Source organism: Tenacibaculum sp. MEBiC06402 (assembly GCF_049239625.1).
GTDB lineage: Bacteria > Bacteroidota > Bacteroidia > Flavobacteriales > Flavobacteriaceae > Polaribacter.
Map to the genome: position 1 here is coordinate 1 of NZ_JBMKKT010000034.1, position 1,736 is coordinate 1,736.

Genomic DNA, 1,736 nt, shown 5'->3' on the forward strand with positions numbered 1-1,736 from the left:
AATTAATAAGATTGAATTTCCGGTGAGGAAATTCAGCCGTAATTAATTATACACGTTGTTGGGCATAGTTTCTATTTGAAATAAATTTTAAATTTCTCAAAAGTATCTTGTCCAGGAATATTCACAGTCATAAGATAAAATCCGTCTTCTTTGGATAAAACTTGATAAATAAATTTATCTCCTTTTACGCTAAAATTAGATCTTGTTTCATTGTTGCTCTCCACAAATGTTAATTCGAATTCAGTTTCGTTAATCCAATTATAAGTTAGTTTTGAAAAGGTATTATTAGAAAATGAGTCAGTCCAGTTTCCTTTTTCCATTTTTACTCTTGTCGTATCTCCAGAAACTTCAAAGTAATAAAACTCTTTTCTTCTTTTAAATTCATCAAGTTGCTCTCTTGAAATTTTAGGTTTTGGTTTCTCTTTTATTCTTTGTACAGATTCTTTTGGCGGTTCTAATCTGTCTAATAAATCTCTAAATTCTACACAGTTTCTTTGAAGTCTGTAGTAAAGTTGTTGACCAGTTTTTTGAGCTTTTGATTTGTCTAATTTTCCAAGATATGGATAAAATTGGTTTTCAAATAGAGAATTTATTTTTAGGGTGTCATTCTCGATATTTAATTTTTTGAGATAATTACACATTACATTCGAAACTGAGTCAATTTCAGTTATTGTCTGTGAAAATCCAATATTATAAATTCCGATAATTAAAATTAAGAGTGTTTTTTTCATTATTTACAAATTATGCCCAACGTATTTGTGTATGATTTTTTGCGGGAAAGGACGCGAGTCATTTTCCGTTGTTACGGAAAGATAATTAATAAGATTGAATTTCCGGTGAGGTCCCGAAGCTTCGGGACAGCCGCAATTAATTATACAACTTGTTGGCAAAAGTTAATTGTCATATGTTCCTAACCAAATTGGTTCCTCATTCCAAACATTCTCTTTGTATTTGTAAACTTCAAATACATTTTTAATAGAGTATGATGATAGCAAGGATTTAATAGAATCGATCTGTTTTTCAGACACTCTTTTATCTGAGAATAAAGTAAATCTTAATTTTTCTTTCTCTTTCTTGGTAAATAAAGTTTCGAACTGAATTATTTGGGTAATTAGATTATTTAGATTATTAGCGTAATCAGTTTTAGTAATTAGTCGATTTTTCTTTTTAGTCAAATAGATATTGAAATTGAACTGATTATTATCGATTTGAACAATCGGTTTTTCACTCTCTTTTAATTGAATTTTGAGTCCGATTTCATTTTCAAAGTATTCAAATGTGTTTTTAATTTTTCTAAACTTAATATATGTCTTGGAATCGTTTTCGTGTTTTAGTAGAAGAGTGTCTTTTGTTGAGTTAAAGATGAAGTTAATATTATTTTGAGTTTTTAAAATATTAGTATCTCCTCTTAAAAGAGATTGTTCAATTTTCGAGTCTTTAATTTTCCATTTGTTTGAGTATGTGCCTAAATAAAAAGAATCATTAATTACCATTGAGTCCTTAAAAAATGAAATATCTATTTTTTGAGTTTTTGTGTCAGATGTAGTACTCCAGTTTCCAATGAAATCAGATTTATCATTTTTATTCTTACAGGAAACAGAAATTGTTAAAAAGGTAATAAGTAGGATTGTCTTTTTCATAATTTTTGCCAACGTATTTGTGTATGATTTTTTGCGTGAAAAGGACACGAGTTCTTTTACGATGTTGTGGAAAGATAATTAATAAGATTGAATTTC

2 protein-coding genes are annotated in these 1,736 nt (G+C 28.0%); both read right to left on the reverse strand.

Annotated features, from left to right (window positions below):
- Positions 1-71 precede the first annotated feature (71 nt).
- Positions 72-731 carry a hypothetical protein gene (locus tag ACOSP6_RS00310; protein ID WP_422092444.1) on the reverse strand — a complete coding sequence of 220 codons (660 nt, stop codon included), beginning with the start codon at positions 729-731 and terminating at the stop codon, positions 72-74.
- Positions 732-893: 162 nt separating this feature from the next.
- The gene (locus tag ACOSP6_RS00315) at positions 894-1,640 is read right to left on the reverse strand and encodes a hypothetical protein (RefSeq protein ID WP_422092388.1); all 747 of its coding nucleotides are present in this window, start codon (positions 1,638-1,640) and stop codon (positions 894-896) included.
- Between the last annotated feature and the right edge of the window lie 96 nt (positions 1,641-1,736).